Source organism: Alteromonas sp. ABV2_168 (assembly GCF_056161165.1).
Window position 1 is genome coordinate 526,573 of record NZ_JBSWYQ010000002.1, and the last position, 20,802, is coordinate 547,374.

At 49.6% G+C, this 20,802-nt stretch carries 17 protein-coding genes; 1 reads left to right on the forward strand and 16 read right to left on the reverse strand.

Annotated features, from left to right (window positions below; all coding sequences use genetic code 11):
• Window positions 1-2: 2 nt before the first annotated feature.
• From ACXAH4_RS05200 to ACXAH4_RS05230, 7 genes are all read right to left on the reverse strand, one after another.
• Window positions 3-1,403: an MFS transporter gene (locus tag ACXAH4_RS05200; protein WP_474844088.1), complete on the reverse strand. Its 1,401-nt coding sequence runs from the start codon at window positions 1,401-1,403 to the stop codon at window positions 3-5.
• An 82-nt stretch (window positions 1,404-1,485) separates the two neighbouring features.
• The gene (locus tag ACXAH4_RS05205) at window positions 1,486-3,846 is read right to left on the reverse strand and encodes a TonB-dependent receptor (RefSeq protein ID WP_474844089.1); all 2,361 of its coding nucleotides are present in this window, start codon (window positions 3,844-3,846) and stop codon (window positions 1,486-1,488) included.
• Between the two features lie 204 nt (window positions 3,847-4,050).
• The gene (locus tag ACXAH4_RS05210; RefSeq protein WP_474844090.1) at window positions 4,051-5,178 is read right to left on the reverse strand and encodes an LLM class flavin-dependent oxidoreductase; all 1,128 of its coding nucleotides are present in this window, start codon (window positions 5,176-5,178) and stop codon (window positions 4,051-4,053) included.
• 238 nt (window positions 5,179-5,416) lie between these two features.
• Window positions 5,417-6,307 (reverse strand): DUF4437 domain-containing protein, encoded by an 891-nt coding sequence (locus ACXAH4_RS05215; protein WP_474844091.1) that lies wholly within the window; start codon window positions 6,305-6,307, stop codon window positions 5,417-5,419.
• 147 nt (window positions 6,308-6,454) lie between these two features.
• Window positions 6,455-6,823 carry a c-type cytochrome gene (locus tag ACXAH4_RS05220; protein WP_474881041.1) on the reverse strand — a complete coding sequence of 123 codons (369 nt, stop codon included), beginning with the start codon at window positions 6,821-6,823 and terminating at the stop codon, window positions 6,455-6,457.
• Between the two features lie 24 nt (window positions 6,824-6,847).
• Entirely contained in the window at window positions 6,848-8,323 is a 1,476-nt protein-coding gene (locus ACXAH4_RS05225; RefSeq protein WP_474844093.1) for a flavin monoamine oxidase family protein, read from the reverse strand.
• A gap of 36 nt (window positions 8,324-8,359) precedes the next feature.
• Window positions 8,360-9,559 carry a serine hydrolase domain-containing protein gene (locus ACXAH4_RS05230; protein WP_474844094.1) on the reverse strand — a complete coding sequence of 400 codons (1,200 nt, stop codon included), beginning with the start codon at window positions 9,557-9,559 and terminating at the stop codon, window positions 8,360-8,362.
• Between the two features lie 194 nt (window positions 9,560-9,753).
• Here ACXAH4_RS05230 and ACXAH4_RS05235 point away from each other — a divergent pair, with 194 nt between their 5' ends.
• Window positions 9,754-10,614 carry an NmrA family NAD(P)-binding protein gene (locus ACXAH4_RS05235; protein ID WP_474844095.1) on the forward strand — a complete coding sequence of 287 codons (861 nt, stop codon included), beginning with the start codon at window positions 9,754-9,756 and terminating at the stop codon, window positions 10,612-10,614.
• A 5-nt stretch (window positions 10,615-10,619) separates the two neighbouring features.
• On the opposite strand, the gene ACXAH4_RS05240 is transcribed toward ACXAH4_RS05235, so the two are convergent.
• From ACXAH4_RS05240 to ACXAH4_RS05280, 9 genes are all read right to left on the reverse strand, one after another.
• Window positions 10,620-11,600, reverse strand: coding sequence for a LysR family transcriptional regulator (locus ACXAH4_RS05240; protein WP_474844096.1), 981 nt, complete (start codon window positions 11,598-11,600; stop codon window positions 10,620-10,622).
• Between the two features lie 111 nt (window positions 11,601-11,711).
• Window positions 11,712-12,689 carry an FAD-binding oxidoreductase gene (locus tag ACXAH4_RS05245; RefSeq protein WP_474849404.1) on the reverse strand — a complete coding sequence of 326 codons (978 nt, stop codon included), beginning with the start codon at window positions 12,687-12,689 and terminating at the stop codon, window positions 11,712-11,714.
• A gap of 12 nt (window positions 12,690-12,701) precedes the next feature.
• On the reverse strand, window positions 12,702-13,328 hold the full coding sequence (gene leuD / locus ACXAH4_RS05250; protein WP_474824053.1) for a 3-isopropylmalate dehydratase small subunit: 627 nt from the start codon (window positions 13,326-13,328) through the stop codon (window positions 12,702-12,704).
• Window positions 13,328-14,740, reverse strand: coding sequence for a 3-isopropylmalate dehydratase large subunit (gene leuC / locus ACXAH4_RS05255; RefSeq protein WP_474844099.1), 1,413 nt, complete (start codon window positions 14,738-14,740; stop codon window positions 13,328-13,330). Before leuC ends, leuD begins: the two co-directional genes overlap by 1 nt.
• 35 nt (window positions 14,741-14,775) lie before the next feature.
• A complete protein-coding gene (locus ACXAH4_RS05260) occupies window positions 14,776-15,702 on the reverse strand; it encodes a polysaccharide deacetylase family protein (RefSeq protein WP_474844100.1) in 927 nt (308 codons plus the stop codon).
• Window positions 15,699-16,643, reverse strand: a complete 945-nt coding sequence (locus ACXAH4_RS05265; RefSeq protein WP_474844101.1) for a polysaccharide deacetylase family protein — start codon at window positions 16,641-16,643, stop codon at window positions 15,699-15,701. Before ACXAH4_RS05265 ends, ACXAH4_RS05260 begins: the two co-directional genes overlap by 4 nt.
• A gap of 4 nt (window positions 16,644-16,647) precedes the next feature.
• Window positions 16,648-17,319, reverse strand: a complete 672-nt coding sequence (locus ACXAH4_RS05270; protein WP_349582390.1) for an isochorismatase family protein — start codon at window positions 17,317-17,319, stop codon at window positions 16,648-16,650.
• A gap of 234 nt (window positions 17,320-17,553) precedes the next feature.
• Window positions 17,554-18,249 carry a Crp/Fnr family transcriptional regulator gene (locus ACXAH4_RS05275; protein WP_474844103.1) on the reverse strand — a complete coding sequence of 232 codons (696 nt, stop codon included), beginning with the start codon at window positions 18,247-18,249 and terminating at the stop codon, window positions 17,554-17,556.
• A 286-nt stretch (window positions 18,250-18,535) separates the two neighbouring features.
• A complete protein-coding gene (locus ACXAH4_RS05280) occupies window positions 18,536-20,683 on the reverse strand; it encodes a TonB-dependent receptor (protein ID WP_474881043.1) in 2,148 nt (715 codons plus the stop codon).
• Window positions 20,684-20,802: the final 119 nt, after the last annotated feature.

Genomic DNA, 20,802 nt, shown 5'->3' on the forward strand with positions numbered 1-20,802 from the left:
TTTTATCCTTTTCCCGGCTTCGCCATATCAGCCACAGACGCTTCCATGCCGTCATACTTTTTCACGATTTCTTTTTTGATGGTGAATGCAAAGAAAGCCGCGAGCGCCATAGCAGGACCCACTACAAGCCCAAGAGAAACACCGACCATATCGTCAGTTTTAAACACATGCTGGGTCAGCATGGCCACCAGTACCGGACCAATGGATGCGCCAATCAGGCTGGCAAAAAGATGGTTCACTGATGTCGCTACCCCGCGCATATTAGAAGGAACAATATCCTGCAGAATAACCAGAGACATTACCCCCGCCATGGCAAGCAGCACCGATGGAATAGCAATGAGAAACACAGTGGTATAAAGCGCAGGGTTAAACGCAATCAATCCGTAACTGATGCAAATACAATACGTGAAGATAATCACGTTGCACCGGTTCACCGGGCTTTTGCCGGTTTTCTTTGCCGCAAATCCGCCGGCAAGCGAGCCCGCCGCACCGGCTGCAAAAGACATGATGCCCATGATCAGACCCACTTGCTGTGGCCCGATATCGAACCGGCGAAGCATAAGCGGCACATTCCAGGCGAATCCGGAATACTGCACAACAGCAACCACCATTGTCAGTAAGTAAAGAGAACCCACCGATTTCCAGTTGGCCCTGAAGAAATCATAAAAAACACGAAGACCACTGAAAGGGTTCTTTGACGCTGCTTCAGACACTATTTCCCTTGGTGGTTCCTTACCGGTAAGCAGCAGTAAAATAGCCAGGGTACCGAAGCTGCCATACAAGATAAACAGAAAGCGCCAGCCCTCAAAGGAACCAATTACAGGTAAATGTGTGAGACTGCCGGCGGTAACCGACTCCAGCACCTGCCCGCCAACAATGAGTGAAAAGCTGCCTCCGAACAATTGCCCGACAATCAACCCGCCTATGAGCATGCCGCGATAGGCTTTCGGGGCCAAATCACCAATCAAAGATATGGCCACAGGCCAGAGTGCTGCTTCGCCCGCTCCCACCAGCATTCTGAACACAAATAGAGACTCGAAACTGTTTGCCAGGCCACAGGCCAGTGTGCCAACACTCCAGGTTAACACTGCAAAGGCCAGTAGTTTGTTCCTTGCAAGGCGATCTGCCATTAATCCCAGAGGGATGCCGCAAACAGCGAAAAGCAAAGAAAAAGAAAAGCCCTGTAATACGCCGATTTGGGTTTCTGTGAGGCCTAAGTCAGCCCGTAACGGATCAACCACCATTGATAACACCATTCTGTCCATGGTACAGAGTGCAGCGGTAATGATCAGGGCGGCGATAGTTAACCGTCCACCGGTTGAATAGAACGTTTTATATTGGATGCGATCGGGTTTTACAGCTGAACCGTCAGCTCCCGGACTTTCTGCTTGCGCATTTGCCATGTTGTTCCCCTTTATTATTCTGTTCTTGCCTATATTTGAGGAGGGCCGGCAACAACATTTATACAAGCCCTCCTGTGATTTCTCAGAACTTGTAGCCTACCTCGACACCGAATTCTGCAGGACGTGGCGCAGCAATACTCAGGCACAACTGGTTATTGCCGTACAAAGCAGTGTTGTTTTCATTGAACACGCAAGGCGCAGAACCGCCCGCCAGTCCTGTTCCGATAGCACGGTCCTGGTTGAAAATATTCCGGCCATAAAGTGAGATATCGAGAATATCGTCCGCCAGAGTGATGCGGCTGTTGAAGGTCCATGCACTTTCAACCGTGACAAGGTTTGATAAATCCGCGTAAAACTCACCGCGATAATTACCGTCAACACGGACTGACAAACTCATGTTGTTGTAAACATCCGGTACAAAGTATTCACCTGCCAGTCTGCCGTTCCAGCGCGGCACGTTAGTCTGAGTTTTACCGTTCAGAGAAACCGGGTCGCCGCTCTCTCCTTCAAAGCCCCATGCAGATGTAGCAGACATAACGAAGGGATCGCTGTCTACAAATTCATGGTGCGCATAGCCCACTGAGGCAGATAAAGACAAGTTGTCTGTGACAGCAATCTTGCTCTCTGCTTCAAAACCGTAAACTTCAGAGTTACCCACGTTATCAACGTAAGTCAGCGGCACTATCTGATCGCCCACTTCCAGGTTATTAGAACTGGTAAGTTGCTGATCAGACACATCCTGATAGAAGGCCGCCAGATTCAGCATCATTTTGCCGTCCAGAAACTGGTTTTTAGAACCAAGCTCGAAGTTATCCAGCTCTTCCGGTTTTGCCGCAATGGCCTGCGGTACGCCATCAATCACAACTCGGCTCAACCTCGCACTTTTTATGCCTGATGAATACAAACCGTAAATCATGTTGTCTTCTGACAGCTTGTAAGTCAGTGTCAGCCGCGGAGAAAAGTTAGTGGAACTGTTGCTGCCCTCTTCAGGCATCGGCGTGGTGCATTGCGGGCAGGCGTTGTAGATGACTTTTTCTGTGGCAATCCTGCCTTCAGCACTGAACATCAGTTGCTCAGTGATATCGTAATCGAGACCACCAAACGCAGCATAGTTCTGCATTTCATCCACCCGCGCAGTACCAGAAGGGTTCACGTCACTCGCCAGAGACGTAAACTGGGTTTCGTCTTCTTCCCAAAAGTAATAAAGACCGGCGCGCCAGCGTAAATCCTGTGCATCGGGTGAAAGTAACAGTAACTGATGGCTGGTATTCTTAAATATTTCCCGTGACGGGTAAGTAAAACCTGCATAGAACGTCAGGCTGACTTCGTCGGTGCCCACCACATCGCCGAATACCGGATCCTGCCCCGGCAGATACGCACGGGTTGAGAATGCGGCATCCCTGTCGTCTTCGCTTTTGTAATAACCCCCGCTGTAAACCAGACGGTAATCAGCAATATCTTTGGTGACAATCAGAGAAGAAAAATAACGGTCTCTGGCCGTTCCCGCCGCGCCGAAGCTGGCGATTGTGCCGGTATCAGGGTCTGGCACCACTGACGGATAAAAGGAACCGCTTGCCCGGGGCAGAGTGATAAGGTCAGCACCATTTTCAACCCAGTCTCTGGGGTGCTGAATAACCGCCAGCTGACCGGTATCTTCGTCATGGGAATACATGGTTCTGAACTTCACAGATAATGTATCTGACGGTGCATAATATAACTGCGCGGTGACAATTTCCGATCGCTCACGACCAATAGATGTACCGTCGTCGGTAGCCTCTGCCACACCACCGTTCTGGAATTTGGTCGCCCCCACATTCAGCCACAGCTTGTCTTCAATTAAAGGGGTTTCAATTGAGCCTGCCACAGAATAACTGTTGTCAGCACCGCCGGAAACAGTTCCGGCAGACGCACGGAACTCACCTTCGGTTTCATTAGCATCAGGCGTTGCGGTAACAAAATTTATGGCGCCGCTGTATGTTGCGCGGCCAAAGCTGGCTGCTTGCGGCCCCTTTATGACTTCGATACGGTCAATGCCGATAAAGCCGAAAGATGCCAGCTGACCACTTAACGGAATGCCGTCAAGAAAGAACGATACGCCCTGATAACGCTCATCAGAGGTGTTTGGCGTCAGACCCCGCATACCCACTGCGGTGGGATCATTCCGGTTGCCGCCGGCCAGATAGAGATTCGGGGTAATGTCCTGCAGATCGCGGACTTCATTAATCTGGTTATTGCGTAATTCTTCTTCTGAGAATGCATTGATCGCCAGCGGCACTTCCTGTAGCGGCTCGGCACGGTTTTTAGCGGTAACGACGATACGTTCCACGCCTGAAGACTGAGAAGCAGCCTCTTCCGACCAGACCTGACCGCTAACGGCTAATGTGGCCAGACTGAGGATCCCTTTTGTGATGCTATTGAGTTTCGCGTTTGCCTTGTTTTCCATGATTTAACCTTGTTGTTGTAGTTTTATAATCCACCGGTTAAAACACATCTTTGTGTGCTGGTAATGGAGCGGACCGGCGGTGGTCAAGATACTGCTTTGACTGTGTGGTTAAGAGCTGTCTGAACCACCATAGGCAAACCTCATTTGTTATCTTATTAGGTATGGCAGTGTCAGAAATTGATAAATGTCGGGTCTCAAACCGAATTAGTTTTCGTTTGCAGCAACGGATTGCATTGTTTCTGCAATGGTTTGTTTGAGAAGCGGAATCACCTTTTCACCAATGAAGCCGGCATCGTTATCCTGATCAGGACCACGCAGCAGAAAGCGGTCTACACCCAGGCGGCGATACTCCATCAGGCTGTCGACAACCTGCTCAGGGGTACCCACCAGCACGCTGTTATTTCCGCGCCCCATGTACGCCTTGTTCAGACCGGTCCAGAGACACCGGTCAAGACGGTCACCACTTTTTGCCTGGTCCAGCATTCTGCGGAATGCCCCGGAAGCTGCTTCATCACCGGCTTTCTCATGATCGCCGACAATACCGATGTCGCCATTTTCACGCTGCGCCACCACTTTTTCATACAATGAAGCAGCCCGTTCCCAGGCAGCATCTTCGCTGTCACTGGCAATCACCACGATGGTCATCAGGACACTGATTTCACGTTTATATCTGGCAGCCGCTGCTCTGGCTTTTCCGGTGAGCATGGCTGCACGGTCAAAGGTGTCACCACCGAAGGCATACACGTCAGCACATTTACCACATAAATCGAGGGCCAGATCGGATGTGCCGGCCCAGTAAACCGGTACTGCGCCATTGCCGGGACGGACGCGGGCAAACGCACCACGAAATGTGTAATATTCGCCGTCAAAGTCAAAAGGCTTTTCTGAAGACCACATTTTGCGCATCACTTCCACGTATTCAGCGGCAATCAGATAGCGTTCATCTTTGGTGTTGAATAAGCCGTCAGCCTGCACTTCCCTGTCATCAGCGCCGGCGATGATGTGTACAGCACAACGTCCTTTGCTCAGACGGTCGATGGTGGCGATATGTCTGGCTGCCACGGTTGGCGGCACGACGCCCGGGCGGTGTGCCATTAAGAAATTCAGCGAGGTTGTTGAAGAAGCCAGGTAAGCACTGATTGCAAAGCTCTCCGGCATGGTGGCCGCGTTTGCGATCAAAACTCTGTCGTAGCCTGCTGCTTCCTGAAGATGTGCTGACGAGCGGATATAATCTGCATCGAAGTCGATGCCTGAGGGGGCCTTACCTACCGCAGCAGGAAAATGATTTACAAGGCCGATGACTTCCAGTTCATCATGATTGTGTACGCTCATGGCGTCTCCCGTAGATGTGTTGTTTTATTGACCAAAATCATCTTATGGGCTTTTAAATAGCTTTTCTAAATCAATTTATTAATCTGTTATAGACATACCGTATAGCCGGATACCCCGAAAATTTACTGATAAATTTCACTGACTTCCGGTAACAGGCGGAGCATTACACCAAACAACAGGCAATAAAAAACCACGCGGTCAAGGCGTGGTTTCTTGCGTGATTAACAACAGCGGAAGCTCAGGTGTAGTACGGGTCTTTCATCGGTCCTACAGAGCGCGAGCGAACAGGTTGCAGCGGAACAGGATCTTGCGTTCCCGGGAAGTCAGGGCCCCAGTTCACAGGGTCGCCATGCATTTCCATCTTCGCATTATCAGTATACCAGTCAACCAGACGGCCATCGCAACGCAGCAACCAGGTAGTGCCGTTCGGACCTGCCGCAAAGTCGCCGTGACGCACCAGCGCAGGACGGAAGAAATAGACACCCGGCCACTGCTCACCGAAGTTAAACTCAAATGTGCCTTCCAGCGTGTAGGCTTCTTCAAAGCATGGGTGATGCGCAAGAGGATGCTCTACCCAACCCGGTTTTGCTTTGATAAGACGGGTATAAAACTGTGTTTTCTTATCGATAAACAGCAGTTTAATGAACAGACCCGGTACCGGAGTGCCACCTGCTTCGAAATCCATAGGGCTGCCAATTTCAACAGGTACCCATTCCATCAGGTTACTGTGCTTAATAACCAGTTCCTGATCTTCACGGACAAAATCTTTCTGCTCAGTAGTCGCTTCAAATTCCCATGTACCGTATTCACGGAAATACAGAATTTCTGTGCCAGGTTTAACGTGAAGTTCAGGACAAACTACGCCCGGGGGGGTACACCAGTAACCACCTTCAATAAGCACTTCGTCACCAATTTTCACTTCACCGCTTAACACGTACCACTCGGTCTGGGCTACGTGAACACCAGCCGGACGTGACCAGTCTGTATCAAACAGAATTTTGGCAGATACTGAACCGTCTTCTTCATCGTAAGACAGGTTACGCTGACGTGCAGTACCGGTTGCACCAACCAGCTCGGCCGGGTGCCAGATGAGATCTTTCTCATCAATCATCTCTACGTGTGGACGCATAGCTCTCCTCCAAATCTTATTGTATTAGCTTTATGCCTTTTTAAAATTTAACAGCTCCCTGAATCAGGAAAAAATCTATTATTTTTATATTTTGCATAATCTTTCATTTAACTATCAGGCGACACAGATGCCGCCGGATGTTGTGCGCTATAGCGTTTTCAGAAATGCGATTAACGCTGCGCGCTGCTCAGGGTTTTGTAACCCTGCAAAGGCCATTTGTGTACCCGGCACAACAGATACCGGGCTTTGCAGCCACGCATCCAGCTTGTCGTCTGTCCATTTGAAATCTGCGCCGCTCAATGCAGCAGAATAGGCATATGTTTTATCATGCCCCACCTGACTGCCGGCAATGCCGGCCAGATTAGGACCAATTCGCATACCCGCATTTTCTGTGTAGGCATGACATGCCTGACAAAGCATAAACAGTTGCTTACCCTTCTTTACCTGCGCTTCATCAGCGAATGCCACATTGGCTTGCAGCAAGCCGGACAACAGCAAAAAAAAAGTGCTAATCAATACCTTCTTCATTGCAACCTCTCTTTATACGCGGGACAGAATTTCAAACGCTACGCGTTCACCGGATTCAAGGGCTGACTCCATACCAAAATCCACACGACGGGTATGTTCGCCGGCGAAGTGCATGCGGTGATGCGGCTCAATCATTTCCTTCGCAAAGCGGTTCACCTGCCCTGGAGTGTACATGTGACGGCAACCCTGAATAAGCGGGTCGTTCTTCCAGCCATAAATATCGAGGAACTTGAGTTTTCCTTTGGTAGAAGGGCGCATGCGGTTTATTTCTGATTCGATAAGAGCCAGCGCATCCGCTTTCGACATCTGATCCATCCGCGATGCTGCGTTGTCGGTAAACACCACCATGAAGCGTGATTTATCTTCGTCAGGGCGTTTTTCCAGTGCCCAGAACATCTGCACGGTTTCGTCACTGAAGAAAGAAGGTTCAATGCCATCTTCTTCCCAGTAAGGCTCTTCAATGATGCCGAATGCACGGCAGGTGTCGACGTAATTCAGTGTATAAATCCCCTCTTCCTGGCGGCCTGCCACTTCAGGGTAAATATTGACGTACTGGAGTGTTGAGAACGGAATAGCAGAAACCACGTAGTCACACTGAAAACGGCTGCCGTCCATACAACTTACTTCCGCGCCTTTTTCATTCATGTCGACCTGACGCACAATTTTATTCATGCGTACATTGTCGCCCAGTGCTTTTGCCATCGCTTCAGGCAAACGTGATGCGCCGCCTTCAATGTTGTTAATTTGAGCCAGACCGTCGTGCTCGCCTTTCTTGTTCTCAAAACCATAAGGCCGGTCGATAACTTCAAGTTTCTGGCCGCCAAAGGATGCATCAAACAATGTGCGGTTTTTCTCCTGAAGCATGCCCAGCGCGGATGCGTTCTGCATGTCTGTGGTTGCAGAAGCCAGCTTAATGGCTTCTTCCGATACGCCGCGTTGTCTGAGTAATTCACCAATTGAAATGTCGTAGCCGGCATTTTTCGGATCAAGCCAGTCGTTCAGATTTTCCAGCGGATTGGCTTCAATCAGCAATTTAGAGCCTAAAAGGGGCGGAATGATCTTGCGCTCTTTACCCACGGTTTTATTCAGTGGCGAGTTTTCCCACTCTGTTGATTTGATCCACGTTTTTTCAATGTAATTCGACATCGGCATCAGATGGCGATGTTCAGGCACCAGCTTGAGGTTAAAACGCGAACACAACGCAATTAGCCTGGCATAAGAGCGGCCAATCTGGCTGGCACCATACTCTGGTCGTGTTTCCACATCATCAGCGGTATATACCCGGCCACCCACTCTGTCCGAACCTTCAAGGACAATGGCATCAATACCGGCATCCTTAAGCAGGAGTGCGGTATTCAGACCCGACAACCCGCCGCCGATAACGACGACTTGTGTTTTCTCAGCCTCTTTTGCCTGTATTTTTCCTGCGACTGAAAGGGCTGACGCTGCCAGCGCACCTTTCATCAAATCCCGTCTGTTTATTTTCATTTGTTTTGTTGCCTCAAAAGTTAAAAGAAAAATGGATCAGCCATTATTGTTTTTGTTTGCTGTCATCAGAATGTTGGGTAACGCGCTGTCATCCCAGGTTTTTGACGGACGACCAATACGCACGATAACCATGGATTGTGAAGGACTGACGTAAACTCTCTGTCCCCCTGAACCGTCAAAAAAAATAGTGTCGTCTGCGGCAAATGGCGCTGCGGCCGGTATTACCGCAGGTATGTCTTTGCCATAAATACGGGCAGGATTGTGCGGACTACCACGCCACACCTGCCAGCCATAATTAGGAAATATAGTGCCCGGCGCCATCATTTGCGTGGTCCACTTTGCAGAAACCAGTTGCTTGCCATTGATGCGGCCACCCTGCGCCAGAATGATGCCGGTGCGTAACCAGTCTTCAGCGGTTGCCTGTAAACAACATGCCATACGTGCGCTGCCATCAGGTTTGTCCAACCAGACTTTTGCTGTGGACGCACCTGCCGGTTGCCATATTTTCTCAGACAGATACTGTGCATAGCGCTTACCAGTGACAGCCTCAATAATCCACCCCAGATACTGAGTGTTAGCATTGGCGTATTGAAATTCCTCATACGGCGCTGACGGCACCGGCCAACGGGCGAAGGCAGTATGCAAGTCGTTGCCGAAATAAGCATAGGTGTATGGATTATCCACCGGATTATCAAACAAAGGCGTTTTGATGCCGCTGGTCATTTCAAGCATGGAGCGTATTGGTGCGCGTCCAACTTTTGTGCCCTGCAATTCAGGGAGATACTTTTCTGCCGGATCATCAAGTGAGTCCAGCAGGCCGTCATCCAGTAAGGTACCAAATAACAAAGCCACCACAGATTTGTGCATAGACGCCGTATCAAACAGCGTATTTCGCGAAAAACCGCTGCCGTAATACTCCAGCGTAACAACACCATGCTGCCAGACAAGCAATGCATAACTGTCGTGTTGTTTGGCTAGCGCGATAGCTTCGTGGTGCTGCGCGTTGTCTTTTAATGCACGAGGAAGCGGCCAGCTATTATTTCCGACAACAATTTCCAAAGGCGAAAACCATTTTGTATCATAAACATAGCTGTTCACAGGAAAGGATTTTTGACGAGACTTTACCAGTTCTCGCTGGGCATCGCCGGGCCACTCTTCTGCCGCAACAACCCCATACCAGACCGACGTGATCATCAGAATGACAAATAAGAATGTAACCCCAATTTTTAATGTCATTGTCGCCCCGGCGATGTGTGGTGTTTGCCCATAATTTCATTCTATTGGCCGGTTTTTTATCCCGATATGACAAATGTCAGATTGAGAAGAAGTTGGTAAACGGCGCAATTTAGTATAATGTTATCTCTTTATGATATTTAAGAATCCAACCGGCTGCATCTGCATCGGCGATTACGATTGATAGGAGTGACATTATGATTCTGGTCTTTGGCGCAACTGGCCGTACCGGCAAGGCCGTGGTACAGGCATTGCTGGAAAAGCAGGCCACGGTAAAAGTAATGGTTCGACAGGCTGATAAAGCCCGGGACCTCTTTGGAGAGCAGGTAGAAATCGTCGAAGGTGAGATCGTGGATCAGGCTGCACTAGCCAAAGCCTTTAAAGGGGTTTCAAAAGTCTATTTACTCTTAGGTAACAGCGAAACACAATTGTCATTGGAAAAGCGAATCACCGACATGGCTGTCGAGTGCGGCGTCAAGTTGCTGGTGAAACAATCTTCGATGGAATCACTGGAAGCATCTGACAAGCCAATTCCTGCACTGCATGTTGAGTCTGAAAAATACATCAAGTCATCAGGTTTGAACTGGGTGATGATAAGACCAACTTTCTTTGCTCAGATGCTGTTGACCTGTGCCAGAGGCGTCACCACGGCAGATACACTATCGTTTCCTCTTCGTAATGGCGTTGTGGCTGTCACTGATGCCAGAGATGTGGCTGAAGTCGCCGCCAAGGTACTGACTGAAAGCGGTCACGAAAATAAAAGTTATGATCTTACAGGGCCGGAGCTGCTGTCGTTTAATACTATCGCGGCCTTATTGTCCTGCACAACGGAAAGGCAGATAACATACAAAGATATGCCACTTGAGACTTACAGAGCAATATTAAGTAACGTTATTGATGATGAATGGCGGGTTAACGCAGTATGTGAAGAACTGGATGCACTGGCACATAACTGTGTCACTCATATTACCGGTACAATTGAACAGTTGCTCGGCCGGCCACCCCGCTCTGCCGCAGACTTTCTAACGGACTACAAAGCCGCATTTATGCCACAGTAACCCTGTTATCGGGTGGGCAGTTTCGGCTGATTATTGGCTTCCCAATAGCGGGTTGCCTCCCGGTACATGCCCAGTCCTTCATTCAGAATGTATTGCTTGCAGAGCTCTGCCACCTGCGATAACACCTTTCCGGTCCGGTGCACGACGTGCCAGTGATCCACCAATGGGAATCCCTGAACAGGCAGCCTTACCAGCTGCTTACTTTGCCCCTCGTCAAGGCTTAACGCGGGCACAATCGCCAGCCCCATTCGGGCCAATACAGCGTGTTTGATACCTTCGTTGCTGGCGATTGTCATACGACGGTTTATAGTCAGCCCACGCTCATTTAGCTGTGTATCAATAATTTGTCGGATGCCCGCTTCTTCTTCACGCAAAATAAATTGCTCTGCTGCAATGTCATCCCAGATCAAGCTAGGACGGGACGCCAGGGGATGGGAAGATGGCGCAATAACAACCAGATGATTGACCCCGAGTTGAACACTGTCAATGTTCTCCAGTGCCGGCGGCTGTCCAAAAATATAGAGATCATCAAGATTGCGATTAAGGCGGTCGAGAATGCGCCCCCGATTACCGATTTCAATGGCAACAGTGATGTTCGGATACCGGCGACAAAACGGGCCCAGCAAATGCGGGATAAAGTACTCCGCTGAAGTAACCACGCCGATGCTCAATTCTCCGCTTTTGATATTCTCAAGTTCGTTTAAAGCCACTTCCAGTCTGTCTGTACAGGCAAAAATCTCTTTGGCGTACTCAAGTACCATCTTTCCAGCAAAGGTAAATTTCAGGCGTTTTCCCACAGTTTCGTACATAGGTATGCCGATGCCTTCAGACAGTTTTTTCATCTGCATAGAAATATTCGGTTGCGTTAAATGCAGGTTTTTCGCTGCCGCAGCGATACCTCCAAAACGTTCCACCGCAATTAGAATTTCAAGTTGCCGGAACGTACCTATTCGTGAATGGAGTCGCTTATTAGGAAATGCCGCCATGCTCGGATTCTCTGTTAAATTTAATTCATGCCAATAGGCAAATGATATTTTTATAACCTCATACCAGAATGTAAATGAAGCCAGTCTGATAGAAGCAGGCCATACCTGCAGCTATCCGGGGCCTGACGGTATGAAGACCTCTTTATACAAAGGGATTCCTGTTAAGGGCTCCCGCTTAAGCAGCGGCTTTAATTGCTTTAAAAAGCCTGCGCTGCCACATACATACACAGCATCAACGACAGAATCGCCAGCCTCTTTTAACAGCGACTTTTCGAGTCCTTGCAAAGCTACTTCGCTACAATCCGAAATACATTCCACGTTAGTTTTAGCTAATACACCAAGTTCCCCTGCGATACTGCGACCGTCGGCTTTATCGACACCAAACCAGAACAGCGGTAAATGATTAGTACGGACTGACGCTATAAGCGCAATAAGCGGGCCCCCCCCTTCTTTTTCTGCAATGAATAGCGGCCTGTTATAGCGGGCGATGTTTTCGCCGAATGTACCGGATGGACCTTCAAGGGTTAGCAGATCACCTTGCGCGGCGTATTCAAACCAGTAGCGGCTCATGAGTCCGGTTTCATGCTTACGGATCAGAATACGGATATGCCCGTTTCGCGGAGACGCATCACACATAGAGTAATTCCGCCGTATGCCGTCACTATTTGTAACAGCAACATGTTGTCCTGCCAGATAATGAAAACGGGCCGACATGGGCAGCTGTAAAGTGACGAGAATAAGCTCAGAAGAAAGCCGTTTGATTACAGACACCATAGCAGGAATATTCACGACCGGCGGGATGTTCTTATGGACAAGCTCTCCGGCCTCTATCAGTAAATCAGACGTAGCCGTGCGGGCGCAGGCAAGTATACAACCACTTGCCAGCTCGCCGGGTGTAAGATTCTCATCCCTGAATTTGTGTGTAGTGCCCTCAGCCACTGTCACAATGCATTGCCTGCACTTCGCTGAGTGACAACTGTGAGGAACCGGAAACTGCGAGGCGATGCTGGCATCCAGCAGGGTTTGTCCGGCCTGCTGACTAAACGTCACACCGCGGGTTGTGGAGATAACCAGTGGCTTTTTTGCCATTGCTTAATCTGCTTAGCTTGCCGTATACAGCCATGCTCTGCGCTGTTTATCTTTTGACTCATAGGCGGCGATGTCTGAAACGTGCTGCAAGGTAACACCAATGCTGTCCAGGCCTTTAAGTAACATTTCTTTGTGACCGGGTTCAATGTCAAAATGATAAAGTCTTCCCGCACTGCTGATCACAGCCTGCTTCTCAAGATCCACCGAAACCTTCGAATCCTGAGGGTGAGTACTCACTTCATCAGCCAGTGCCTGAACACATTCCTGTTTCAGTACAACCGGAAGAATGCCATTGCGGATACAATTCTGATAAAAGATAGCGCCGAACCCGGGGGCAATAATTGCCCTGATGCCATATTCAGCAAGCGCCCACACGGCATGCTCTCTGGACGAGCCGCAACCGAAGTTATTACCGGCCAGTATTACTGATGTATTACCGTACTCCGGCTTATTCAATACAAAGTCCGGATTCGGCTCTCGGGAGTCCGGCATCTGATATCGCCAGGCCGCAAACAAGCCTTCACCTAAACCCTTTTTAGATACCCTGCGCATTTCGCGGCTGGGAATAATGGCATCGGTATCAATATTGATTTGAAGTAGCGGAGCGGCAACGCCCGTGTGGGTAACAAATGGTTCCATTAGCTAAAATCTCTTAACTGGCGCGGATCGCAAATAGCACCTGTAATGGCGCTGGCAGCAACCGTTGCAGGACTGGCAAGATGGGTACGGGTTTTCGGACCCTGACGGGATTCAAAGTTCCGGTTACTGGTTGAGATCACCCGTTCTCCGGCGCCAAAGTGCTCTCCGCCGGCAAAGAAACACATGGAGCAGCCACTTTCACGCCACTGAAACCCGGCCTCGGTAAAGATTTTGTCCAGCCCTTCCGATTCAGCCGCCGCTTTCACTTTTTGCGAACCCGGAACGCAAATCGCCTTCACGCCCTGCGCGACTTTTCTTCCTTTCAGGATACTTGCCGCACTGCGTAAATCTTCTATGCGCGCATTCGTGCAGGAGCCGATAAAGGCATTATCAATTTTCAGGCCCTTAACGGCCATTCCGCTGGATAAGCCCTGATAGTCCAGTGCCCGCGCAGCGGCGGTTTTAGCATCGTCACTGCTAAAGCAGTCCATTTCGGGTATCAATTCAGAGATACCGCAGGCATGCTGGGGACTGGTACCCCAGGTCACCGTAGGCTCAATCTCCGGTGCCTGAATAGTGATTTCTTTGTCGAATACCGCATTGTCATCAGTCACCAGCGTTTGCCAGTAAGCCAGCGCCGCATCCCACATTTCTCCTTCCGGGGCGTAAGGTCTGCCTTTCAGATAAGTAAATGTTTTATCGTCGGCTGCCACCAGCCCGGTAAAGGCGGCAAACTCTACCGCCATGTTACACAAGGTTAAACGACCTTCTACAGACAGCGCTTCAACGGCACTGCCGGCAAATTCGATGGCATAACCGGCGCCGCCATTGGCACCATACTGACCAATCAGATGCAGGATCATGTCTTTGGCAGTCACGCCTTCCCCGGTTGCCCCGTCAAAGTTCACCCGCATCAGTTTGGGTTTGCTGATACGCAAAGTCTGGGTGGCCATGGCATGCTCAGCTTCCGAAGACCCAATCCCCCACGCTGCTGCCCCCATCGCACCTTGCGTACAGGTATGGCTGTCCGGACATACCAGCGTCATGCCCGGCTGAACAATACCCATTTCGGGGCTGATCACGTGAGCAATCCCTTGCCGGTCATCGCCGATATCAAACAAGGTAATGCCCGCATCTGCGGCTTCTTTTCTGGTGGCCTGTATAAAATCCTTACCCGATGGCATCAGCGTGTCATCACCACGGCCGGGGAAAGTATCGACAATGTGATCCATGGTGCAGAACACTTGCTGAGGATGGCGCACCGGTCTGCCGGTTTCGGCCAGACTTTGCAATGCAATGGAGCCGGTTCTTTCATGCAGAAACACCCGGTCGATATAAATCAGAAATGTACCATCCGGGAGAGAGGCGACCAGATGATCGTCCCAGATTTTTTCGAAAAGCGTTTTCGCCATATTTTTCCCGCGTTAAATTTACCGGTTGTGCCCAATTACGGTTGTTGAGACTGCCATGCCTGTTGGATCTCTGATGCCGTTGCGAACCATACGCCCTGCTTATCTGCAATGTATTGCAGCGCATTCTCAAGACAACCAATACGGTGTGGTTGTCCGGTCATCCACGGATGCAGATTAATAGCCAGTAAACGGCCGCCCTGCTCTTCAGCTTCATTCAGCAGTAAGTCGCAGGCATCTTTTAACTGTGTTTCGTAACTGTCTTCGCTGTGCAGATTGCTGCCCATAATGAAAAAGTCATCCAGTTCGCTGGACAAAGGCATGGCCGTTATCCCGCCGGCATTGGTGCGAAATGCATAAGGCATATCATCGTTCACCCAGTCGCACATGTAGCTGATACCATTTTTCGCCAGCAAAGACGGTGTACTTGCAGACTGCAAACGGCCGGGGCTTAGCCAGCCGGTAACCGGCTGTTCAAAGCGGTTGCGCAGTACGCTGAGTGTTTCTGATATCAATGCATTTTCGGCGCTCTCTGATAGCCCGCCATGATGCAAATCATCCATTTTCCAGCCATGAGCAATCACTTCATCACCACGCCCGGCAATGAAATCCATCAGGTATGGTGCACGCTCAACCATGGCACCATTAATTGCCACCGTCGGTTTAACACCTGCCGAATCCAACGCTTTGAATAAACGGAAAATGCCGACACGGTTTCCGTAATCCCGCAAACTGTAGTGACGCAGATCCGGATAAGGCATTTTCATACCGCCGGGTACCGGCACCGGGTTTTTCTGTTCATTAAGCGGGAAGAACTGCACGTTAACATTCACCCATACCGCCAGTTTTTTACCGTCCGGCCAGAAGATACGGGGACGGTTCTCCAGCATCGACCAGTCATAAAAATCGTGGTCCATGCCGTGGCGACGCAGAGGGTAATTGAGGTGTTCAGCATCAAGACTCATCGCAAGCCTCCCCGCTTCGCAGCGATATCGTTTGAAACGGTGTCATAGTGGTTATTCAAAAAGTGCGACGCAATTTCGCGCCCGGTCGTCACCCATACATCGCTGTGCCCGGTGATGTATTCCAGTGCTTCTTCAAACGCTTTCAGGCGGTGGGGACAACTGACCTGATAATTGTGAGTGGGTATACACATGATGGTGCCGCTTTCCGCGCCTTCCTGATACAAACGGTCAAAATTGGCTTTCAGCATCTTGCCGTACTGGCGGGGCTCCACTTTGTTCACCACATAAGCGATGGTGTCGTTCATCTCCAATGAATAAGGAATGGACGCAAAACGTTTACCTGAGCGGGTTTTAATGGGCGTTGGCTGATCGTCATGGAACAGATCGCAGGTGTAGAAACCGGCGTCGTCACCAAACAGCGCCGAACCGGCCTCTGCAAATAAATCAATCGTCTGCTCACTGTGGGAAAGCGCCGGTGCCAGATACCCTGCACACTTTTGCTGAGTGTGCCGGAAAATGGTTTCGATAGAGTCCGTGATCATCTCACGCTCCTGCTCTTCACTCATGCCATAGGTATAGCGGGTGTTGTAGATACCGTGACTGAAAAACTCCCACTCACGCTCTGCACATAATTCAATAATTTCCGGATGGTGTTCACACAGCGCAGTCGACAGAGAAATTGAGCCGCGGATCCCGTATTTGTCCAGCAGCTTCATTTGCCGCATGTGACCTACCCGGTTGCCATAGTCACGGATCCCATACCCGCCGATAGACGGATACGGACCGGGCCAGGCTTTGCGATACGGGTTCGCGGGCGGATCTAATTCATAGAACTCGATATTCGGCGCAACCCAGAACGCCACTTTAGCGCCGTCGGGCCAGGTAATTTTCGGCCGGTCATGATAAGGCCAGTAGTCGTAATATCCGGGATCGTTCTTCATCAGCTTAGCCTTCCGCCTGATTATCCAGCCAGTCAAAGACTTCCTGAACCGCCAGCACATCGGCGTACTTCAGTGACAAATCGGTAAGGTTGGCAAAATGGAAACTCTCGTGCTTATCTGCCACACACTCTTCCGGCACGATGGTACGGTATCCGCGTGAAAGACTGTCTACCGCACCGGCACGGATACAACCTGACGTAGAACCGCCGGTAAGGATTACGGTATCGACCTGATGCCACACACATAGACTCTGCAACTGTGTTTCAAAAAACGGAGATGGCATTTTCTTGCAGTAAAACACATCTTTTTCAGGGTCGGTGATCAAACGGTCGTCCAACTCCGAGCGCTCACTGCCGAACTTGATATTTTGTAAGCTGTCCGGCGTATCTGTGCGGGTGCCCCAGATACCGGCATCTTCACCGGATTCCATGTAAGCAACGTTAGTCCAGACAACCGGCCAGCCCAGTTTGCGGAACTTTTGCGCCAGAGTATTCACATATTCCAGCTGGTTAGGATCGGTTTCGTAAGCAGTTTTGAATAAGTCTGTGCGTGTATACGCTTTCTGCAAATCAATGTTCACCAGAATGGCTTTCTTGCCGAATCCGAAACGTTTACGTGCAGGATTAGCCCTGACTTCTTCGTAGATTTCCCGGGCTGTTTTATTGGAAAGCTCCATATTATCTCCTCAGACAGAATGAACACCGAATAAAATATAGATATAACTATATTACAAATGTTACGAATTGAAAAACAGAGAATTTGGTTACTTAAACTGGCATAGCAACCGGAAGCAGCGTCGCGGGATAATTTGCAGTAAATACAGATAACCAAAACACTAATGCTATAGCGTTCCGGTTAATGAAGAATTGATAATAGTTAAAGAACAGCTATTCTTCCGAAGTTTTTTTACTCACTCGATATTCACAAGGCTGGTGAGGCTTTCAGGATCCATGATGCGGATAGATGTTGGTGAAGGCGTGGTGATCAACCCGTCTTTTTTAAGCCGGCTCAGCGTTCTGCTGACCGTCTCGACCGTCAGGCCAAGATAGTCGCCGATATCAGCCCGCGTCATAGGCAGCTCAATGTGCTCAGGCGTAGCACCCGGAATACGCTTCAGGAAATGGGAAATCGCATAGCCCACCCGTTCGTAAGCATTGAGCTGACCGAGCAAATACACCTGATCAAACGTCAGTTGCAGAATCATTGAACGCAGGCTTTTCAGGTTTTGCTTTAGCGTGGGAATTTCTTCTGAAAGCTCATACAGCTTCTTACGCTTAAATTCGTAAGCAGTACTGGGAGTAAGACACTTGATCCCATATTCGTAATGTTCTGAATTCGATAATCCGATGAAATCACCGGCAAACACGAAAGCGAGGACTTGGCGGCGGCCATCATTGGAAATCCGCTCAACCATGGCGCAACCTGAAGCCATATTGAATACGCGGTCTGAAGGGGAATGCTGCAAACAGAGGTATTGTTGCCTGTCCATTAATCTGAGCCTGGCATTTTGCGACAGTACCAGCATCTCATCTGCCGACAACGATTTGAATAACGGGCAGTCATTCTGACGCACGGGCGATTCAGTTGGATGACATAATTGCAACATAATACATGGCTCCCCATCTTCCGCACAGTTCAGGAAAGATAATTGGCAAACGACTATTCACGATACAATGCAAGTAGCAATAAACGTGCTCTTTTACAAAATATTAACAATATATTTTTGCGAAAAGTCAAATTATCAGATAACGCTCTGATTTAAATAGATGAATGGCAGATCGTAATATCATTAATATTTATGAGTGAAGCGCGGCCGGAGACAAGAAAGGCCGGTTTGCCCTTCAACAGTGCAACCGGCCGCGCCAGAGTAGTTCACCTGCAGATGTGCCGGATTACATCTCGTAAGACAGAGACAAACGCCACATCATGGGGTCAGCCATGAACCGGGGCTGAACGACATCGAATCCAAAGCCTGTGTACCAGTATTTTTCATCGGTGAGGTTTTTGCCGGCCAGCGTTAATTTCCAGCGATCCACTGCATAAGATGCATAAGCATCGACTAGTGTCAGCGCAGGAATATGGCCGATTTCAGCATTGTCAGAGGTTGAGAAGAAATCTGCTTTACGGTTTACGTTCGCGCCAATTGCAAACGTGCCCGGACCAATATCAGCCGTGTAATCCAGACCCGTGGCATACTGGAATTTAAAGACGTTCGTCATCTGATTGCCAAGCAGAGCACCGGTAGATTCTCCGCCCGTAGCGGCAGTATCAGTGTATTCGCTGTCCTGATAAACGCCATTTGCCCACAGGCTCAGGTTTGAAGTCAGCCGGACCCGCATATCAGCTTCAATACCTGTATGTTCAGCATCGTAGTTTTCGGTAATGAAAGCGCCGTCTGCCGTTACTGACTGTTGCTGAAGGTTGGTATAATCATTGAAGAAAGCAGATACGTTAAGACGAAGTCTGTTGTCCATCAAGTCTGACTTCACGCCGACTTCGTATGCACTTACTTCCTGCATCTGAAACGCTGTTCCAAGAGCCTCAGCGGTTGATGCCAGACTGTTGTAGCCACCGGCTTTAAACCCTACTGTGTAACTGGCAAACAGGAAAAGATCTTTATTCACCTGATATTCCACGCCCAGCTTTGGCGTAAACTTGCTGAAGTCATCATCGGAGACAACCGCCTCACCGGAAAGTGACGCGTCGAGGGTTTTGTTTTCCTTTGTATAACGACCGCCAACAATAACACTTACATCATCACTGACGTTGAGATTCACCTGACCAAATGCAGCGTAGCTGTCGGTACTGACATCAAAATCGGTATACGACTCTGCCAGATAAATCACAGACTCGACATGCTGTGTTCCGCTTTCGTTGAAATAGTACAATCCGCTCACGAAGCTGATAAAGCCATCCATAGCGTCACCCTGGAATTGTATTTCCTGAGAAAACGCATCCTGATCACTGGTCGATTCCCGACCAAACAGTTCGATGTAGCCTTCACCGAACCAGGGGTATTCAACACCACCGGAAAAGCCGACGCCCCAGTCATCCTTCAGGTTGTTCCAGGAAGTAACGGAACTGACAGTCAGGTGACTGCTAAGCTCTTTTTCTAAATGTAAACTCGTACCAACTTGCTTATCTCTGGTGAATGAAGCATTTGGCGACAACACGGTATCAATACTGCCCGACGAGTATTCCCACTCATCGTATGGCTTGTCCATGCTTTCCATATCCACGGCGGAGGCATACATGCCATCTGCGTCGAAATCGGTATAAAACCCCTTCAAACGTGCAGAAAAATCGTCGCCGACATAATATAAGTCGCCCTGAAAACCTTTGAATTCTTCAGCGCCCACATCCTTCTGAAGTGTTTCTGCGTATTGCCGGCCGCCATCACGGTCACGGTACATGCCGCTGAATCCGCCACGTAACGTACCACTGTCGTTCAGCGAGCCACTCACCATCAGTTTGTCGTATTTTTCATTCCAGCGGCCAATTCCGGCTTCATTTTTAAAGCGGAATAATTCGTCCGGCGCTCTTGAAATAAACTTTAGTGCACCCGCCGAACTGTTCCGGCCGTAAAGCGTTCCCTGCGGCCCGCGAAGCACTTCCACCCTTTCCAGGTCCAGCATTTCAATAAACGAAGCGGCAGAGCGGGGTTGATACACATCGTCAATATAAATACCGACTTCCGCTTCCGCTGTAATATTCGCACCATCGGTAACACCACCACCGCGAATATAGGGAGCAATACCTGCACTGCCGCCTGTTACTCCGCGAATGTTTACGTTTGGCGCTACCTGAGTAAGGTCTTTCGCGTTATCTATCTGCATGCGCTCAACATCGCTGGCGGTAAGTGCCGTCATTGAAACCGGCGTACTCTGAATACTTTGCGCTTTGCGTTGCGCAGTAACAGTAATATTTTCGATTGCCAGATCGTCAGCTTCTGCGGTTTCCTGCGCCAGCGCAGAGTACGTCAGTGGCATTAAAGCAAACAACGTTGCCAGCGGACGAAGCTTAAATTGAGGATGTTTCATGTTGTTCAGTTCCTTCACTCGTGGCGTTTGCCTTTTCACTCTTATAATTAAAAAGATTCGAATGTTCCGGCCGGCTTGCAGCCACTACATTTCTTATTCAGGTTCAGATAACCGTGGTG